This is a genomic window from Fulvitalea axinellae (assembly GCF_036492835.1).
GTDB classification, from domain to species: Bacteria; Bacteroidota; Bacteroidia; order Cytophagales; family Cyclobacteriaceae; genus Fulvitalea; species Fulvitalea axinellae.
This window is the reverse complement of record NZ_AP025314.1, coordinates 555,626-573,873: the sequence shown is the minus strand read 5'-3', so window position 1 is coordinate 573,873 and position 18,248 is coordinate 555,626. Positions and strand designations below refer to the sequence as shown.

Below are 18,248 nucleotides of genomic sequence, written 5' to 3'. Positions count from 1 at the left end.
ATTTTCAATCCAGAACAACATCATCCCCCTTTCAAAAAGAATCACAAAAAAACGCCCCGAAAAACAGGGCGCCAGACAATTGACATTCCGCAAAATCGCCAGACATGCGGGCCGTTTTTTAGTAAAGGGTAAAGAGTCCAGAGTAAAACGACGGCATCATTAAGCCTTTCCAAAGCAGACTATTTACTCTGTACTCTTTACTTTATACTAATCCTCACCAACTCCTAGAGTTCCTTCTCCTCATAATCGATATCCACTTCCAAGACTCCTACCGCACTGTCTTTCCGTGGCGTCATATTGATCCGGATAGCGTCGCACTTCAGGCGATTGGCGGGGTGTACGATGTTGTATTGATCTTTGAACAGGTTATAGGCGTCGGTTACATAGAGTTTGAAGGGCTTCCACTCGCCGTTTACCCTGTACTCTACCGACCATTCGGCGGGGAGCCTTACGCCCTTGGCATCGTCGAACCAGAATACGCCTACGCTACGGATCTCACGGCTTTTTTCCAGCTCTAGCTCCAACCATTGCTTCTGGCCTTTCTTGTTCCAGGATGTCCAGCGAGAAATGCTCTCGTCAGATGACTTTTCGCCTATTTTGCCGTCTATGGCCGCGTATACGGCGTCATGGCTGTGGGTGTACGAGGCTTTTATCGTCTTTATTCCTTTCTCCGGATTCTTCCCCACAAAACGCATAGCCACCTCGTCCTTGTTCGGCACCCACACGATCATGGAGCCTTTGCCTCTGTTGTTCCAAGCGTAGTACGGCACCATATTCAGTTCCGAAGCCGTCACTCCATCGGCGCTGATTTGGCGGGCCGGCACGGTGATCCTCTCCACGTTGCGCAAAGGGCCTTCGTTGATCGTCTCCGATTTCTTGGCGCCCTTATCTGGACGCTTTCCGAAGGCGTAAGCCTGTACCGCCTTTTCGTTGTCTGCCCCTTCGGCGCAGTACACCAGCGGGCCTCGGGTTACCGCCAATCGGTCACGGTCAGCCTCCACTTTTTCTATGGCCTTGGTATAGCGGGCTTCCATCGGAAGTTCAAAAGTGACTTTATCGCCGGCTTTCCATGCCCTACGTACGGTCACGAAGCCGTTCTCTATGCCGGACTCCACTTTCTTCCCGTTTACTTTCAGGCTCCATTCGCCGGCGCCGTCGTTTACGTAGGAATACAGCTCGCCGGGTACAAAGCGCTCGCCACGGGCCCAAGTGGGCAGACGGAATTTCATAGCGAAGGTTCTTTTCTTTTTCGATTTGGTTTCGGGCGTAACGGTAATATTCACTTGGCCACCGAACGGATAGCGGGTTTCCTGTCTCAATTTCACCGCCGTTTTCTTCAACTCAACGGTTGTCTCGTTGGCAGCGTAGAGCGACACGTAGATCTCGTCGTCGGTATGCGAATACATATAGCCGGACACCTGCGGCATCAGGCGGGCGATATTACTCGGGCAACACGCCGTGCCGAACCAAGGCGAACGCCCGGCGGAACCTTGGTTGAAATGCTTGTCGCCAGTAGCCTCCAGCGGATTGACGTAGAAGAAACGGTTGCCGTCCATATTCACGCCGGCCAAGGCGTTGTTGTACAGCGACACCTCGGCCACGTCCATATACTTGGCGTCCTTGGTCAGCAAAAACATCCGGAAGTTGAAAAACACGTTGGCCACGGCCGCGCATGTCTCGTTATACGCCGATTTGTTTGGCAAAACATACTGCGGACCGAAACCCTCAATGCCGTGCACGGCTCCCAAACCGCCGGTAATATGCATGCGGGTATCGGCGATATCGTGCCAAATGCGGTCCAAAGCTCCCATAAAGGCGTCGTCTTCGTGCAAGGCCATATTGTCGGCCATAGCGGCGTACATGTATGCGGCGCGCACTGCGTGTCCCACGGCTTCGCTTTGGTCGGCTACGGGCGCATGCTGTTGGGCATAACTGCCCGACATTACCCGCTCGCCGTCGGGTTTGTAAGTGATTCCCCTTACGTCGAGGAATTTTCTCGACATTTCGAGATAAAGCTTATTGCCCGTAGCGCGGTACAGCTTTACCAAGCCCAATTCGATCTCTTGGTGACCGGGAGCCTGGTTCACCGGTTTGCCTCCGTTATAGCCTTTTTCCCCCTCAAAAAACACACGGTTAACGTGCTGGGCACTCTTTTCGGCGATATCCAAAAACTTCCGCTTTCCGGTAGCCTGATAATACGCCACCGCGGCCTCGTACATATGCCCGATATTGTAAAGCTCGTGGCTATGAAGCACAAAACTGTACGGCTTGTCGCCCATTCCGCCACCGCCCCACTTGTCGCGATAATGCTTCGAAACTCCTGTGGCGTGGGCCACATAAAGGTATCCGTCCTCTTTTTGGGCACGTCCTATCACGTCGATTATCTTGTCGAGACGCTCTTCCAGAGCCGGATCTTCCTCCACCATCAGGATGTAGGCAGCGCCTTCCATCACTTTATACAAATCGGAAGAGATAAAACGGTGCGGGAAAGGCATCTCGCCCTTTACGCCGTGTAGATAGTCGCCGGCGCGACGCAGGTTCTCCACCGCTTTTTCCGTTTTGCCCAAGGCGAAAGGCACCAAGGTTTTGGCTTGGGTCTTCAGGCGGGGCAACCAAAAATCGTCCTGAAGACGCACCTCGTTGAAAGGCACGGGTACGATGGGATAATCTTTCGGCAACTCCTTGCCGGATTTGGTCTGGGCCGAAACTGCCCCCGCAAAAGCGACGAGAGCCCAAAGCGTCAAAAAAGTCTTTTTCATAAGTGCGTGAAATATGTCTTGCGAAATACCTCCGCAATTTCGGCGGTCAATGCCGGGCGGTCTCCGGCCTTGTCAATACCGCCCCGATTTTTGCCGAAACGGCCATGGCGTTCCGATCAAAAGTCCCAAGATTTTATTCACCCAAAAAAAACAGCGAACGATAGCCCCCCTAAAGCTTTCCCTTTTACCTTCTGGATATGATCTTTGGGAAAGCGGAGCGAAAACACTTTTCGCTATTTTTTAGAACTTATGAAGACCGATATTCCAAACATGATACGATTAGGCGTAATAGGCACTGGCAAAATCACCGGACGATTGCTGGAAGCCGTTAAGGAAAGCGAAGGCATCGAGGCTGTGGCGGTATATTCCCGCACGGAGGAAAAAGGGCGGGCGTTCGCCGACGAATACGATATCCCGAAAGTATTCACCAGTCTGGAAGCCTTCGGCCAAAGCCGAGAAATCGACGCCGTGTATGTGGCCAGCCCCAACGCCATGCACGCCCAGCAGGCCGAAGCCATGATGCGCGCCGGTAAACACGTACTTTGCGAAAAGCCTTTCGCATCAAATACAAAAGAGGTCCGGAGCATGATCCAAACGGCGAAAGAATGTGGCGTAACGCTAATGGAAGCCATGATGACCACGCATACGCCGAACTTCGAGGCCATTCGCCAGAACTTGCCCCGCTTGGGAAAAATCCGCCGTTTTTCGGCCAACTTCTGCCAATACTCTTCACGCTACGACTCGCACAAGGCCGGGCAATACACCAATACCTTCGACCCGACGCTCTCCAACGGTTCGCTGGTCGATATCGGGGTTTATTGCGTGGCGCCATGCGTCCACCTGTTCGGCCAACCCGAAAGCGTATACGCCCAAGCGCAGATGCTCTCCACCGGCGTGGACGGAATGGGTACCGTTTGCCTGCGCTACGATGGGTTCGAGGCCGTGCTCACGCACTCCAAAATGCATAACTCCACGCTTCCCTCGGAGATTCAGGGCGAGGAAGGCTCCATTATCATCGAGCGTATCTCTCTTACGGAACGCATCCTATTCGTGGGCAGGGACGGATCGGAAGAAGACCTTTCCGTTCCGCAACACGTCAACCGCATGCGCTACGAGGTGGCCGATTTCGTAAAAACGATCAACGAAGGCCGTACGGAATCCTCTGTCAACACTTTCGAGCGCTCTTTGCAGACTATCGGAATTATGGACGAGGCCCGGAAACAGATCGGGTTGGTTTTTCCGGCAGACAAAAAATGAGTCCCGATTGATTCGGTAAAAACAAGGAAAGACCCTCCGTTTGGAAGGTCTTTCTTCTTTTCAATCGTTCTTGATATCCAGATGGTAACCCAGTTTACCTTTCGATACCAAATCCGCATATATGGCATTCAGATCATCAGGCATACAGAATCCGTCCAGCCCAAACCCGAATTTCGTTTCAAGCCATTGAACAAGCTCTTCTTCTGTTCCTTCAAAAAAGTCGTCCTCCCCTTCCAGTTCGTTTACAGTCGAAAACGTCATCACGGCATTACTGTATTCGTCCCCTTCATCAAAACTCCTGACCAAAACGGCCCGGTACAAAGCCTCGTTTCGTTCCAGTTTTATCCAATCAAAAGTTCTGGATCCGAAGTAACTTCCCACCCCGACAAACTGCGACAATATCCGGCCCAACTTCAGGTATAAACCAACCTTGTTTTTATCGATAGATCTCATACGGAGCCAAACGGAATATCAAAAAAAGCTTCATCCGGCACCATAAAAAGATACGCCGAAGCGCAAAAGAGGCCATACCGGATGAAGCGAGCAAGTTAATCCTCAAACCCTTCTTTCAGCCACGCCACGGCTTCGGGTTCGTTATCGAACATGCACATCGACACCCCGTCCACTGTCGTGCGACGGGCCACGTTCTGGAAAGCGAAAGAGGCGAACACGTCACCGCTCAAGATGCCGGCCATTTTGTATTTTCCGCCCGCGTTCTTCGCCATTTCGGGCATTACCTCTTTGGCAACCCATTCCTGCACCTCAACGCTTACCGTCCCCATGTTTCCCGAATCCGCCAAGTGCATTTTCAATCCCTGTTCCTTGACGTATTCCACAAACGACGTGATCGCTTTTCGGATTTCATCATTAGGAGTAGGGGCTTTGTACCGAAATACGGCGTAGTCATCTTGGTGTCCGTAAATAATAAATTCGTTTTCGAACGCTACTGTCATATGTTTTGAGCTATTGTTGATGTATTTTATTAAAACATGAAAATAGTTAATTTATAAAATACACCTATAGCTTTCACGGCAAAATCATCCATGAATTTAACAAAACATACCAACTAAAAGCCTATTAGTCACTACACGCCGGCGGTCAGTTCCTTGCTTCCTTTTTTACCTTTCTTGGGTTTATCAGCCATATAAAATCTCAGCTCGCCTCCCTTGAGCAAGTCCCCGTGCCTGATCTCGGTACCGGAGATATCCACGCCGTTCAGCTCAACTTTCTCCACGTACACGTTCTTCTTTGACTGGTTCTCGGCCACTATTTTCAAAGTGGAGCCATTCGGCAACAAAACCTCGGCTTCCTCCACGGCGGGACTACCCAAAGCGTACTGGTCAGAACCCGGCAATACGGGATAAAAGCCCAAGGCGCTGAAGATATACCACGCGCTCATCTGACCAGCGTCGTCGTTGCCACAAAGGCCGTCCGCCTCGGCGCTGTACATCGTGTCCATAATCATCCGCACGCGCTCCTGAGTTTTCCAAGGATCGTTGGTCCAGTTATAAAGGTACGGCATATGGTGGCCGGGCTCGTTGCCGTGCACATAGTTCCCGATGATGCCGTCGCGGGTGATGTCCTCGTTTTTCTCGATATACTTGTCTTCGATCTCCGTAGTGAAAATACGGTCCAGATGAGCGGAGAACTTGTCTTTGCCTCCCATCATCGCCACCATCTCATCCACTTTGTGGGGAACGTATAGGCCGTAGTTCCAGGCGTTGCCTTCTATAAAGCCCTGACCATGCGTATCCAACGGATCGAATTCTTTCCTCCACGACCCGTCAGCCAGTTTCGGGCGCATATAACCGCTTTCCTTATGGTACACGTTTCGGAAATAATCGGCGCGAAGTCCGTATTCCTTTCCACGTTCCGCATCTCCGGCCACGTTGGCTATCTGCGCAATGCACCAATCGTCGTAAGCGTATTCTAAAGTCTTCGAGACGGAAGAAGGGCTTAGGTCCTCGGCTACGTAGCCACGCTCCATATAGCTGTCTAAGCCGTCGAAATAAGGAATCGTCGAAGAATTCATCGAAGCCTGAAGGGCCCGCTTCGGATCGATGTCCGTAGTGCCCTTGGCCAACGCGTCGGCGATTACGGAGACGGAGTGGTAGCCGATCATACACCAGTTCTCGTTGGCGTAGTGGCTCCATACGGGCAGGGCCTTGTGTACGCTCTGGTCGTGGTGGGCGAGCATGGAGTGAACCATATGATTGTTCCGCTCGGGCTGGATCAGGTTAAACAGCGGGTGCAAAGCGCGGTAGGTGTCCCAAAGGGAGAATACCGTGTAATTCACAAAGCCGTCGGACTTATGGATATTCTGGTCGAGCCCTCTGTATGACCCGTCCACATCCTCATACACTACCGGCCCCAGCATACTGTGATAAAGCGCCGTGTAGAATGTCTTCTTTTTGGCCTCGGTATCCGTCTTCACTTTTATCTTGGCCAATTCCTTATTCCATTTGCTTCGGGTTTCCTTTACGGTCTTCCCAAAATCCCAATGAGGAATCTCCGCCACCATGTTTTTCATCGCTCCGGCGGTACTTACCGGCGACAGGGCGAATTTCACCAGCACCTCGCCACCGTCGCGGGTATCGAAATCGAAATAAGCCCGGATCTCCTTGCCCGCCATCTCCGGGAAGTTTTCCGTTTCGTCAAACTTGCGGTAGAAGCCGTTGTATTTCGTGTTGTCGTATTTCTTATGACCGTAATTGATCATCGGCTTCGAGAAACTCATGGCGAAAAACACCTTGCGGGTACGCGCCCAACCACGGGTCTGGCGATAACCGGTGACCAAGGTGTCATTCTCCACCCTTACGAAAGTCCAAACGTTCTTGTCCTTGTGGCCGTAGATATTCGCCACCAAATCCAAAAGGATATGCGAGGTATCCGCCTTGGGGAAAGTATAACGATGGAAGCCGACACGCTCGCTGGCCGTAAGCTCGGCTTTGACTCCGTAATCGTCAAGCTTTACGGAATAATAGCCCGGCGAGGCTTTCTCATTCTTATGCGAAAAACCCGAACGGAAACCCGAACCCGGAACGTCCGCCAAACCCGGATCCAACACAAGGGGACCAGTGGTAGGCATTACCGAAAAGTCACCGAGATCCGAGTGGCCCGTTCCGCTAAAATGGGTATGGGCGAATCCGAAAATAGTCGAGTCGGCGTATTGGTAGCCCGAACAGTAGCGGTACGTTTTCTTATTATAGGCGCCGTCTTTATACATTGGTTGCTGGTTGGTGCCGGGACTCAGCTGCACCATACCGAAAGGGGCCGTGGCGCCGGGAAAGGTGTGCCCCATGTTTTTTGTCCCGACAAAGGGATTTACGAAGCGGGAGAAATCCGGCACTTCCTCCACAACGGCAGGGCGCTCGGCTGTGGGCTGGCATGAGTACAAGGCCAAAGACAAAAGGGCCAAGCACGGAATAAGGAGAAAAAAAGATCTTTTCATTTGTCAAAAGTTAAAAGCTCACATTCTGCGCAGGGCCTGGGCTCCCCCTAAATGACACGACGTTTGTGGCCAGCTCCCTACTTATCAGAAAATCAGACCTAAGAAACGAAAAAAGCCTAAGGAAAGTCCAATGAAACCCAATGTTTTGGAGAGGCCAAACACGAAAACAACGATTGTAACATTTTCGCGAAAAAGTAAACCGGACATTTCAAGAAACAGCCCCAAAAAGCCATACCACAAACATCCGCTTCCCTGACCGCTCCCTTAAACGGCATAGCCTATGCGCAGTATCTCATATACTATTGCTGAGCCATGCGCACGTACAACCAACTATCACAAGCCGAACGAATCTTTATAGCGCGCTATACAGGCTATGACATGTCCGTGCGCTGGATCGCCAAGGCCATACGTAGGGCTCCTTCCACCATTAGCCGGGAACTGGTACGCAACGGCATGGGTCCGCATTACTGCGCGGAAACCGCCCACAAACTTTTCAAGGCACGCAAACGCATGGCCGTCTGTGGCGCCATATACGGCAAACCACGGCATCTCCGGCTACGGTACTACCTTCATAACGGCGACCGAAACCTGACCCGCTGGCTTTCCGACCTTAACGATTACTATCGCACAAGGGAATCCTTTCCGGCTTTTCAGTTGATAAAACGCATGCGAAGGCCCTCACTGTTCGCTCCCCAAGAAAAGCCGAACAATATATTCAGCATCCGTGAAGACTTGGCCCTACTGGCTCTCCAAATGGAAATCAACGCCCGGCACGCCAAAGCCAAGCCAATAAGTAACGGACGACACGTCTCCCCTCCACAATTCACGGCTACACACCCCTCCCCCGACAGCCTCCGCATCGGCAGATATGACCGAAGCGCGGCATAATTCTGCGCAAAATCCCGGAAACTGTAATCGCCACCACATTCTTTCGGCACTTAGACCCTCAATCGTTTCCAAAAAGTATCGCCACAGCCGTAAATTCCGACTCTTCCCAACAATGCCTTGCCCTCAACACTTCCCTTTTTACCCTTAGGCCCTTTGCCATAGCGTTTCCGGTCACCCGTTGCGCTTGCTCACGTACGTCCGATGCATTCCAAGCGAGTGAAAAGGCTAACACCATTCATCCTGCCCGCTGTAATCTACCATATAATCTCACCTCACGTTACACGCTCTCCAAGTATCACCGCCCACATCCGAAGGCCGTAAGGTTTACGCCTTTTTTCGCACTGTTTTCAGTTACCTACCGTGTGTATCTCCTCTTAGCCGGCATAAATCTTGCTGCCAACCAAGAAGAAAACTATCGGAACAATCCGCAACTCGCACCACTCACCGGAACACATTATGCCCTATACCATCGACCCGGACAAAATCTTGGCTCCCGAGCACTATACTTTGGTAGCCAAAAACCTAAGCGAGTGCCAAGAGGTTCTCTCACAAGTGGAGCTGATTATCGAAGAGAAAAACATAACGCTAATGGCACTCCTGCACCGCCCGGACAGATACTCGGAACAGCTACGGCGTCAGGACGAGCTTGTCAATACATTACAAAACAGGGTCAAGCTGTTAGAAAGCCAAGTGAAAAGGATCTCTCAGCCAATCGTGAAAATGGAACTGGAAGCGGAAGCCCTGAAGCTCAAGGCCAAATTGGCCTCGGTAAAAAGCTATTACACCGACGCCGGCCTATCGCCAACCGTGCGCGATGTTCTGAAAAACATCAGAATAGCCGAATGCAAAGCCACTATCCACTGCTACACGGAAGCGATGGAAAAATACCTCAACACCTATATGATGACTGGAAAACTGGGTAGCGGATCGGTTATGTTTTTGGGGAAGAAGTATGTTGCCAAGACAGCGACTGTCCACTCTGGCTAAAGGACCGTAAAAAGTTTTAAGGTACGATCATCTAAACAAAAAACGGGTACCCAAGGCGAGTTATGGGTCCCGTTTGTCAAAGCTATTTGCTTCCCTGTTTACCCCACCCATACGGCACGGGATTTCGGGTATTGTTTTCCTCAATTTGGACGGGGAATATCCTCTGGAGAAAAATTGGGGCACGGCCGTTTTTGGGGCTTATTTTAACTCTGACTTTAGCGAAAACAGCGTTCGACGGCTTTAAAAGCATAAATTCCCTTTGGCCTTTCCAACTCTTTTCCTCAATACCATAAAGACCTTGAAAATCCGTATCAGCTATCAGTTGAAACGACTTTATTCCCCACACTTCACTTCCTTCTGAAAGTTTTATTGAAGAAACATCTACGCCAACCAAGTAGCCCAACAAACTCAGTATATTATTATACTCATCCATTCCCTTATCACCCGAGGCTTCGATATCGAAGTCCTTGTTTTGGTGAACATAAACCAGTTCGAACACAGCACTGACATCAGCTTGTTCTAACACATCGGGATTATAATTGATCGCGATATCCGAAGACAGTTCGTACTTCTGGGTATAACAATATTTTTCGACGAAACTACGTCCTGAGAAAGTTTCGGCAGTTCTCAACAAGCTGGCTTTCGGAACTATTTGTTCTTCACCGTAAACCATTGGTTTTACGGGTAAATTAAAGACGCCCAAGCTCCGTTTAGAGGGCAGAGCTACACCAAACTTTTTGGCTCCGTCTGTATATGACGCGTTCTGTTTAATTCTTCCCGCAATCTGTCGATTTACCCTTTGTATAGGTTGGATCGCAAACGTAAAATTGTCTACGGTTTTGGAATCATAACAGGAAACGTCAAACTCAAAAGCGTACCAAGTGTGTTTCGTTAGTCCCACATGAGTCTTAATATTCGTAGGCCAAGGAAAACTATAAATCTGCTTGCGCCGAGGGCTCTCATTGATTGGACTTGACTGTCCCTTGTGTGGCTGGTTAAACCAACTTGGAGCCTCTGGCCCCAGACTCATCACAGCCACTAAGTCATTTCCAATATTCGCTTCGTCAATATAAAAGTAAAAACACCTAAGAATGCCTCTGTATCGGTTATATAATATGACCAAAGGCTCTTGGGTAATGCCTGTGCCTGTCGTGTGGTCATACTCCCGAATCGTATTAAACAGTACCTCCCAGCCGTCTTCTTTATCGATATCATCCGCTATGTCACTTGGCAAATTGATGGATGTCGCTCCATCCCACCAATAACGAAAAACGTCAAATTCGTCCCCGTTTCTAAATTTAACCCTACGAGGCGGTTTTTTCAGGTCAATAGGATAATGGCTAACCGGTATCGCATTAACCGAAGGCATAGGTCCTTGGGGCAATAATTCCTCGGGAGAGGCTTGTTCGGAATCACTCCCCTGTTGCTCGATTCGCTCGATTTGCGGAGGAGAAGTGTCATCAATCTTATTGTCGCACGCAAAAAAGAACACAAATATCCAGAGATAGCGAAATGTCTTAGCTTCCATAAAAAATACGGTTTAGGAATTCAATAAAATAACATCACTAACCAGCTTCGATTGACCGCTTAAATATTTCAAACATTAATTTTGTACAAAAATAAAGTGAGAAGCAACGCCACTAAAGCGTTGCTTCCACACTACTGTTACCAGCCCGGATTTTGCTCCATATTAGGATTCAAGGAAAACTCTTCCGACGGTATAGGGAAAAGATAATCCCGGTCCGGATTAAAAGCGTAACCGGCAGGCAAGGATTTCTGGTACGGATCGATATAACCTTCCGTATCCACAAAGAGGTTCTCGCCCAACTTCACTCCTTCATAAGCATTCTCCAGATCACTCCCCACGAACTTGAAGCCTTTAGGGCGCTTCCCGACAAGTAGCTTATGCGCTCTCCAACGCATCAAATCGTCGAAACGGAATCCTTCCATAGCCAGCTCTACCCGGCGTTCGCGACGCACTTCGTTTATCAAGTCGCTAAGCTCGGGGAAATTCTTGTTAGGGTCGGACGGAAGATTGCCCAAAGTCATATGGGGCATCCCAACACGTTCACGCAATTTGTTGATTGACTTGTCCAAATCCGCTTGAGCGAGGGTTCCCAATTCCGCCTTGGCTTCGGCATAATTAAGCAAAGCCTCGGCGTAACGGAAGATTATCGATCCTACCGTACCCACATTCTTCCCGCTGTATTGAGCAGGGTCCGTAGACCCTCCTTTATATAACTGATATCCTGTAGAGGTTTGGTTCTCTCCGTCACCAAACAGAACAGGAACATCAAAAATTACTTCCTCTCCATTTTCACGAACTTGCATTACCGTTCCCGGAGACAATACCGACTGTGCCAAACGCGGATCACGATCCTTGACCACAGTTGACAAGCTTTTTTCAGCTGTGGTCCAGTCAAAGAGATTTGATGAAGCTACAGGATTGCCTTCAGTATCCAAATACGACTCTACCAATGACTTCGTAAGCCCGAAGCTCATGCCCTGTTGCGGAATCCGGTTGTTTAGGTTGTGGGTTACACCTTCGTCCACACTGTATTGTTTCCAAAGCATGACTTCCGAGACACTGCCATAGTTGGTCTTGTTGAACAGATTATGGTAAGCCGTTTCCGGAGCGCTGCCCATATATACCGAATGAGCCTTTCCATCAATAAGCTCTCCCGCCACTTCGGCCGCAATTGTCAGGTACTTTTTCCCATCAGAACCATCAACACCGAACACTGTCCCCGTATGGTATTTCTCCCAAGTTCCTTCATACAAGCAAACCCTAGATTTGAAAAGCAAAGCTATTTCCTTGGTAATCCGAAAAGCGTTCGCCTCACTACTAGGCTTTAATAGCTCTATCGCTTTGTCAAGGTCAGAGATGATAAAGTCGGCCACAGCAGTTCTACTGTCCCTTGGAGCCGTAAGCTCTTCCGAATTTACGTTCAGGGGTTTTGTGACAATAGCCACGCTACCGTAACGCTTTAACAAGCCAAAGTAGAACCACGCCCGAAAGAAATGATTCTCACCCGTATAATGGTCTATCTCTTTCTGTCCTTCGCTCGGGTTAACCCTGCCCACGTTTTCAAAAAAGATATTTGTCTCGCGAATCCATTCCCACGGAGTTCCATAACTGTTACTCGTCACCGGCACTTCGGTAATACCCGCCAAGTGCGAGTCATAGGAAGTGTGAATGAAATTGTCACTGTTTCTGTCACTGTAAAATGTAAAGCTACTCCAACCACTGTGCTTTGGAAAAGCCTCAAAGTACTTGTCATTATAGGAAATAAGGTCATTGACACTGGTCCAGTAGTTGTCGTCGGTCACCTCGTCCAGTGAAGGCCTATCCAAAAATCCGTTATCGCAAGAGGCGAATAATACGAGCCCTGCCAGCAATAAATATATCCTTTTCATAATTCTAAGCCTTAAAAATTACAACTTGATGTTAACGCCTACAGACATGGTCTTTTGGAGAGGATAAACCTTTCCCGTACTACCGAACCAACGGCCACTGACCGTTTCGGGGTCAAGGCTATCAATCAGGTCAGTAAACGTGAGGATGTTCTCAGCCGCCACATAAATCCTGAACTGTTCCAGGTGAAGAACCGAAAGTACGCTCTTCGGAAGGTTATAACCCACCTGAAGGTTCTTAAGCCTGAGGTATGAGGCATCCTGTAGGTAGCGTGTCTGAGTCTGCTGGTTCTTTTCCTCATTGTCAATCAGCGGACGGGCAAAGTACGCGTTAGGATTCTCCGGAGTCCAATAGTCAAGATGCTCTTCCAGGCCCATCATCTGCCACTTTCCGCCTGAAGCTCCATAGAAGAACGGACCACCAGGCGCTACGTCACGCTTGCCGATTCCTTGCCACAACATTGAAAAATCAAACCCTTTCCAATTAGCGCCAAACTGGAAAGAATAAGGGAACTGCGCCGTGCTGTTTCCAATAATTTCCATATCGCCCGGATTATCCACAGTCAGGTCGCCTCTGTCGATTTTACCGTCGCCGTTAAGGTCCTCATAGCCGATATCTCCCGCCTCAAACGGTTTCTTGCGAATATACGATTGGTCATGCCACGCTTTCGCCTCGTCGTCAGTCTGGAATATTCCGTGGGTTCTATAACCCCAGATTTCACCCAGTTTACGTCCTTCGTAATAGTTACCCCGGCCACTTCCCAGATACTTTTCGGGGTTTCTGTAGCTCGTAATCTCGGTCATCGCATTACCGATATTGAAACGCGCGTTATAAGACAAGCTTCCTACGTTTCCTTTCCAGCCTACAGAAATTTCGAATCCTTTGGTACTAAGCTCAGCGTTATTAGATTTCGGAGCCGAAGTGCCCAACCTTGCGGAATACGATTCCGCCGGACCGATCATATCCGTAGTTTCACGCACAAAAGCGTCAACTCCCAGTGTCAGCCTATTATCGAAAGCCGCCATATCAAGTCCAATGTTTTTTGTCGTAACAGTTTCCCAAGTAAGGTCTGTACTGATTAGGTCCGGTGCGTAAATCCCCAAACGCCTGCCATTGTCCCCGATCCAATTGTATCTCGGGTTTGTAGACTTTGTCCTGATTTTCATCCTTGCGGAAAAAAGGTTGGCCGCTACATTCTGGTTGCCCAAGGCACCGTAAGAGGCCCTAAACTTCATCACTCCGATTTGCGGTACCGGCCAGAAATTTTCCTTGGCTATATTGTAGCCCAAAGAAAAAGAAGGGAAGAAACCCCAACGGTCTTCGCTTGCGAATTTTGATGAAGCGTCATAGCGGAAATTAGCCTCCACCAAATACTTTTCTTGGTAGTTATAGTTCAAACGTCCAAAAAAACCTCTGGTGGACCATTCGCTTTTGCTTTCCTTTCCGTTAAGCGTCTCGCCCAAAGCCGTACCGATAGCCGGAACCTCAGTCGTTACAAGATCATCCTTCGAAAGCCTACTGTACTTCGAGTAATAATAGTCCTGCTGAAACCCTCCAAGCACCTTAAAGAAATGCTTTTCTACGGTACGCTCATAAGAACCTATAACCGTGGGAGAAATATACACCCTTTGATTATTTGAGGTCGTATAGCTGGTTTTTGAGTTATGATACTTAAAATCTCCGTTAGGCAACGTATATCCATACTTTGACTTGAAAGACTCCTCCCGCTTGTTTGTGTACCGATGATTCAACGTACCGGTGAATTTCAACCCTTTAAGCGGCTCCACCTCCACAGAGAGTATATTCGTATAAGCGTCGTCGATCTTCTCAGCACGGCCTCCTTCTACCAAACCGGCTACCCGGCCCTCCACATAACCGCCATTAGGAGATCTCAAGGCTTTGTTTGGCCAAGTTCTAGCCACGTTGTGCAAAAAAAGGTCCCGATTACCCGCAAAGTATGACGGCAAATCGTACTTAATGTGCGATACCGTAGAGTTCAGGCTTACCTTGACTTTGTCAGTCACCTTAGTCGAGATCTTGCCATTAAAAGTGTAACGATCCTGTTGTTCGTCACCGAATCTCAACAAACCTTCCCGTTGAAAGAAAGCGCCCGAAAGGTAATACTGCGTGTGCTTTTGTTTTCCAGCCAAGCTCAGGTTATGTTGTTGCCAACTGGTGTTGTCTTTGTAAAATGTCTCGTACCAGTTCCTATTGGCGTTGGCATAGTTTCCCGCCCAGTTTGTTCCTTTGGAATTAGGTACCGTTTCGGGAGTATTCTCCGGATCATTGATATAATCGGTTATCCGTTGCATCAACTCATCACCGAACGCCGGATTTTTTCCTTCGTTAACATAAGCCGCGTTCATATAATTACCCCATTCCAATGAACTCATTTGCTGAGGTGTTTTCACCGGGGAAGCCACTACAAAATTGCTGGAGTAATTCACCGAAAAACCGTCAGTGGCCGAACCGCTCTTGGTAGTGATAAGAATAACACCGAAAGCGGCACGCGAACCGTAAATAGCGGTAGAGGCGGCATCTTTAAGCACCGAAACGCTTTCGATATCGTTCGGGTTGATCTTGTTCATATCAGCGAGACTGTTCAACGGCATTCCGTCCACCAACACGAAAGGGTCACCATCGCTGTCTTCATTACTAATGGAACCGACGCCACGGATATTCATATTCATAGCAGCGTCCATCTCGCCACCGCCAGAGCCCACATTCAAAGCCAAGCCCGGCGCCGCGCCCTGCAAAGCCTGTTGCACATTGGCCACGGGCCTATTCTCCAATTCTTTGGCGGTCACCACATCGATAGCGCCAGTGATATTCACCTTTTTCTGAATCCCGTAACCTACGACCACCACCTGTTCGAGCTCTGTCATATCCTCCTGAAGGATAATATCCAGCGACGTTCTGTTTCCCACAAGGATTTCCTGAGCCTTATGTCCAATATAGGTGATAGACAGCACATCCGATTTCTTCACCTTGATCGTAAACCGTCCGTCCACGTCAGTAACGGCCCCTTTGGTAGTGCCCTTGATCATGACATTGACCCCGGGAAGGCCCTCTCCCTGATCATTCTTCACCGAACCGGATATAGCTTTCCCCTCTTCCTGATCAGGGGATAACGAGGTTACGGTATTTGGCTTTGCCGGTTTCGGAGCTTTCTTTTTGATAATGATATGGCTATCCACCACTTCAAAACTTAATCCCGATTCCACCAAAGCCTTGGTCAACGCCTCATCGAGTTTATAATCGCCTTGGATAGATACCTTTTGGCTACCGATATCGCTGTGCTTAAACAGCACCATTTTGTTGGACTGTTTGGCTATTTCGGAAAGCACGGTCTCCAAGCTTTCGTTCTTGAATTTGAGACGGACCAAATCGCCAGAGCTCGCCAAAGCCGAAAAGCTCAACGAGCATAAAAACAATAAAGACAATAAAATCCTGATCTTTCGTCGCGCGACGAAAGGTGTTTTGTAAAAATCATTCATATCTTTAGATGACTTAAAAGTGAAATGCTTTTTTCGAAAAGTTCACGGGAGACGAGGTAGGGCTCGTCTCCGCTTTTTTTAGGGTCTGTAGCGCTGTATGCCTATATACCTCCTTTCTTGTTTTGTTCTTCCACAATAATTATATCGCCAGACCTCCGGTAGCGGAAGTCACAAAGCCTTGACAAAAGGCTCATTGTCTGCTCCAAGGTTTGTCCCTTAAACGCTCCGCTGTATTCCTGAGTTCCTATTCTCTTCGCCCTATTCTCAATCCTGACACCGTGCCAGCGTTCTATTCGCTGTAGTATCTCGTCAAGCGTCATCCGGGATATGGTCAATCTTCCGTCCTTCCATGACGTATATTTCTCGACATCCACCGTTTCCTTTTTTCCTTTTTTCGTCAGTTTGTCAAAAGCGAAAGACTGGCCAGGGTCCAAAAGCACGGCCTTCTTTGTGTCATAAATTTGTCCTCTCGGAATCACTCCAACCTTGCCCTCAACCAAAACCGTTCTGGTTAAACGTTCATTAGAATAGGCGCTAAAATTAAAACTTGTCCCCAATACCCTAACCGACACCCGGGCAGCATCCACGTAAAACGGTTTACTTTTATTCTTTTTAATCTCGCAGTACAGTTCCCCGCTCACCAACTCAACTCTCCGCTCTGTCCCCTTAAAAATGACGGGGTATTTCAAAACGGTCCCGGAGTTCAGGCTAACCCGGCTTCCGTCCGACAAAACCAGACTGTAACGTTTACCGTAAGGAACCGAAATCGTATTAAACTCCTCTGCCAAACTCTGGAAGCCTTTCTTTTTATAAGCTAAACTTTTTTGGTCTATAACCCTTATAAAGCCAGATCCCCTCTCCAATAGACTGTCAGGACCAGCTTCCAATGACACTACAGTCCCATCGGCCAAAGTCAGGGTCACTTCACCAGTATTACCTTGGATCCCCCCGATAAGTTCTCCATCCTGACTCTCTTGGAAGCTCCCGAACATAAAGACGAAAAGTAGGGAAACAGACGCCGCAACCCCAATGCCCCATTGCAAATACCGACGTTTGGCACTTCTTTTTGAAATCTTCTTTCTTATATTCGAAAGCACTTTTCGTTCTGAGTATGACCCCAAAGGCGAATTATCTTTTTCCAGAAAATCAAAAACGGCATCGGACATCATTTCCCCATATTCGCCAGCCCCCTCCAAGTATTTGGACAAACGTTCATAACCGTCCCTATCCAGATTTCCGGTCAGGTGCTTCGTTATCAAATCGCTGAACTTATCCTTGTCTCTCATAATTGTCCGCCTTTCAAATAGATTACGCAGTAAGCGTTTTTTTCCCTGAGGTCTTTTCTGAAAAAATTACGATTTATTATTGGGGGAAAAGAAATAAAAATATAACACACTAACAGTCAGCAAAATACAACCATCAAAACACAGAAAACTTCCACCCTAAAATCATGAAGTTCAGCTTGTATTTTCTTTTGCGCAACCATTAGGTGAGTCTCTACAGTCTTAACGGAAAGTCCCAGTTCCGAGGCCACATCCTTATATTTCCGGCCTTCTAGCCTAATCTTCGTAAAAATCAATCTTTGCCTCGGCGAAAGCTTATCCAAAGCAACTCTCACATTTTCCTCAAGCTCGCGATATTCAGCCACAGCGTCCGCCCCTTCCGCATAGACCCCACCGGATTCCGCCGTTTTGTACACCTTGTACTTTTCACGAACTTTCCCCCGTCTTTCCATATCCATAAACGCATTGAATACAGAACGTACGAGATACGGCTTCAACGACTCGCAAACCTTCATTCGCTTTCTGCCAGTCCATAACTTCAGGAAAACTTCCTGTACGATATCTTCCGCACATTCTTGGCTTCCCGTCAAGTGCTGGGCATAACGGAACATATCCTGATTATATCGCCTAAACAGGACATCAAACGCAGAGAGATTCCCCTCCTTTACTTTCTTAAGATAGTAATCATCTCCGTACATATCATTTTCTCCA

13 protein-coding genes are annotated in these 18,248 nt (G+C 48.7%); 3 read left to right on the top strand and 10 right to left on the bottom strand.

All coding sequences use genetic code 11. The features are described from left to right. Positions 1-224 precede the first annotated feature (224 nt). The gene (locus AABK39_RS02325; RefSeq protein WP_338393312.1) at positions 225-2,759 is read right to left on the bottom strand and encodes a glycoside hydrolase family 127 protein; all 2,535 of its coding nucleotides are present in this window, start codon (positions 2,757-2,759) and stop codon (positions 225-227) included. A gap of 270 nt (positions 2,760-3,029) precedes the next feature. Here AABK39_RS02325 and AABK39_RS02320 point away from each other — a divergent pair, with 270 nt between their 5' ends. Then, positions 3,030-4,016 (top strand): Gfo/Idh/MocA family protein, encoded by a 987-nt coding sequence (locus AABK39_RS02320; protein ID WP_338393311.1) that lies wholly within the window; start codon positions 3,030-3,032, stop codon positions 4,014-4,016. Between the two features lie 60 nt (positions 4,017-4,076). Here AABK39_RS02320 and AABK39_RS02315 read toward each other — a convergent pair whose 3' ends face one another. The 3 genes from AABK39_RS02315 to AABK39_RS02305 form a co-directional block, all read right to left on the bottom strand. Next, a complete protein-coding gene (locus AABK39_RS02315; RefSeq protein WP_338393310.1) occupies positions 4,077-4,469 on the bottom strand; it encodes a hypothetical protein in 393 nt (130 codons plus the stop codon). Positions 4,470-4,564: 95 nt separating this feature from the next. Next, the gene (locus AABK39_RS02310) at positions 4,565-4,969 is read right to left on the bottom strand and encodes a hypothetical protein (protein WP_338393309.1); all 405 of its coding nucleotides are present in this window, start codon (positions 4,967-4,969) and stop codon (positions 4,565-4,567) included. Positions 4,970-5,100: 131 nt separating this feature from the next. Continuing rightward, on the bottom strand, positions 5,101-7,467 hold the full coding sequence (locus AABK39_RS02305; protein ID WP_338393308.1) for a GH92 family glycosyl hydrolase: 2,367 nt from the start codon (positions 7,465-7,467) through the stop codon (positions 5,101-5,103). A gap of 312 nt (positions 7,468-7,779) precedes the next feature. On the opposite strand from AABK39_RS02305, the gene AABK39_RS27665 reads away from it, so the two are divergent. After that, the gene (locus AABK39_RS27665) at positions 7,780-8,355 is read left to right on the top strand and encodes a helix-turn-helix domain-containing protein (protein ID WP_421825149.1); all 576 of its coding nucleotides are present in this window, start codon (positions 7,780-7,782) and stop codon (positions 8,353-8,355) included. A gap of 58 nt (positions 8,356-8,413) precedes the next feature. On the opposite strand, the gene AABK39_RS02295 is transcribed toward AABK39_RS27665, so the two are convergent. Next, entirely contained in the window at positions 8,414-8,590 is a 177-nt protein-coding gene (locus AABK39_RS02295; RefSeq protein ID WP_338393307.1) for a hypothetical protein, read from the bottom strand. A 155-nt stretch (positions 8,591-8,745) separates the two neighbouring features. Between AABK39_RS02295 and AABK39_RS02290 the strand changes: the two genes are divergently transcribed. Next, entirely contained in the window at positions 8,746-9,342 is a 597-nt protein-coding gene (locus AABK39_RS02290; protein ID WP_338393306.1) for a hypothetical protein, read from the top strand. Positions 9,343-9,424: 82 nt separating this feature from the next. Here the strand turns inward: AABK39_RS02290 and AABK39_RS02285 are convergent, their stop codons facing one another. The 5 genes from AABK39_RS02285 to AABK39_RS02265 form a co-directional block, all read right to left on the bottom strand. Next, positions 9,425-10,870, bottom strand: a complete 1,446-nt coding sequence (locus AABK39_RS02285; protein ID WP_338393305.1) for a hypothetical protein — start codon at positions 10,868-10,870, stop codon at positions 9,425-9,427. A gap of 137 nt (positions 10,871-11,007) precedes the next feature. Next, positions 11,008-12,759 (bottom strand): RagB/SusD family nutrient uptake outer membrane protein, encoded by a 1,752-nt coding sequence (locus AABK39_RS02280; protein ID WP_338393304.1) that lies wholly within the window; start codon positions 12,757-12,759, stop codon positions 11,008-11,010. A gap of 18 nt (positions 12,760-12,777) precedes the next feature. Further along, a complete protein-coding gene (locus AABK39_RS02275; protein WP_338393303.1) occupies positions 12,778-16,254 on the bottom strand; it encodes a SusC/RagA family TonB-linked outer membrane protein in 3,477 nt (1,158 codons plus the stop codon). A 101-nt stretch (positions 16,255-16,355) separates the two neighbouring features. Continuing rightward, positions 16,356-17,540, bottom strand: a complete 1,185-nt coding sequence (locus AABK39_RS02270; RefSeq protein WP_338393302.1) for a FecR family protein — start codon at positions 17,538-17,540, stop codon at positions 16,356-16,358. A gap of 116 nt (positions 17,541-17,656) precedes the next feature. Then, the gene (locus tag AABK39_RS02265) at positions 17,657-18,235 is read right to left on the bottom strand and encodes an RNA polymerase sigma factor (RefSeq protein ID WP_338393301.1); all 579 of its coding nucleotides are present in this window, start codon (positions 18,233-18,235) and stop codon (positions 17,657-17,659) included. Positions 18,236-18,248 lie beyond the last annotated feature (13 nt).

What these genes read in the sequence shown, in the direction of transcription:
- AABK39_RS02280 (WP_338393304.1), bottom strand. Translation starts at nt 12,759, where the DNA reads ATGAAAAGGATATATTTATTGCTGGCAGGGCTCGTATTATTCGCCTCT.
- AABK39_RS02325 (WP_338393312.1), bottom strand. Translation starts at nt 2,759, where the DNA reads ATGAAAAAGACTTTTTTGACGCTTTGGGCTCTCGTCGCTTTTGCGGGG.
- AABK39_RS02270 (WP_338393302.1), bottom strand. Translation starts at nt 17,540, where the DNA reads ATGAGAGACAAGGATAAGTTCAGCGATTTGATAACGAAGCACCTGACC.
- AABK39_RS02275 (WP_338393303.1), bottom strand. Translation starts at nt 16,254, where the DNA reads ATGAATGATTTTTACAAAACACCTTTCGTCGCGCGACGAAAGATCAGG.
- AABK39_RS02285 (WP_338393305.1), bottom strand. Translation starts at nt 10,870, where the DNA reads ATGGAAGCTAAGACATTTCGCTATCTCTGGATATTTGTGTTCTTTTTT.
- AABK39_RS02310 (WP_338393309.1), bottom strand. Translation starts at nt 4,969, where the DNA reads ATGACAGTAGCGTTCGAAAACGAATTTATTATTTACGGACACCAAGAT.
- AABK39_RS02315 (WP_338393310.1), bottom strand. Translation starts at nt 4,469, where the DNA reads ATGAGATCTATCGATAAAAACAAGGTTGGTTTATACCTGAAGTTGGGC.
- AABK39_RS02320 (WP_338393311.1), top strand. Translation starts at nt 3,030, where the DNA reads ATGATACGATTAGGCGTAATAGGCACTGGCAAAATCACCGGACGATTG.
- AABK39_RS02265 (WP_338393301.1), bottom strand. Translation starts at nt 18,235, where the DNA reads ATGTACGGAGATGATTACTATCTTAAGAAAGTAAAGGAGGGGAATCTC.
- AABK39_RS27665 (WP_421825149.1), top strand. Translation starts at nt 7,780, where the DNA reads ATGCGCACGTACAACCAACTATCACAAGCCGAACGAATCTTTATAGCG.
- AABK39_RS02295 (WP_338393307.1), bottom strand. Translation starts at nt 8,590, where the DNA reads ATGGTGTTAGCCTTTTCACTCGCTTGGAATGCATCGGACGTACGTGAG.
- AABK39_RS02305 (WP_338393308.1), bottom strand. Translation starts at nt 7,467, where the DNA reads ATGAAAAGATCTTTTTTTCTCCTTATTCCGTGCTTGGCCCTTTTGTCT.